This window comes from Mucilaginibacter limnophilus (genome assembly GCF_004005815.1).
GTDB lineage: Bacteria > Bacteroidota > Bacteroidia > Sphingobacteriales > Sphingobacteriaceae > Mucilaginibacter > Mucilaginibacter limnophilus.
The window spans coordinates 1-255 of sequence record NZ_SACK01000037.1; the positions used below are offsets into that span (position 1 = coordinate 1).

The window sequence follows — 255 nt, forward strand, 5'->3', positions numbered from 1 at the left end:
CTTGCATGTATTAGGCCTGCCGCTAGCGTTCATCCTGAGCCAGGATCAAACTCTCCATTGTATAATGTTTTGTTTGTCTCACTGACCCTATTAACTCAATCAATAGAATCTGTAAAAAAATATATCTCTTACAATATCCAACTAACTTTTAAAAATCCTTATTGGCTTTTCTCTGGTTTCTACTCTTCTTAGAGTAGTTTAATTGACAGTACTATGTTACTCTTTGTGCCTCGTCTGCTTTCGCTTTCTCTGCAC

General features: G+C 36.9%; 1 rRNA gene. It reads right to left on the minus strand.

The window, feature by feature from the left end:
- A 16S ribosomal RNA gene (locus EOD41_RS20575) occupies positions 1-61 on the minus strand; the annotation flags it as partial.
- Positions 62-255: the final 194 nt, after the last annotated feature.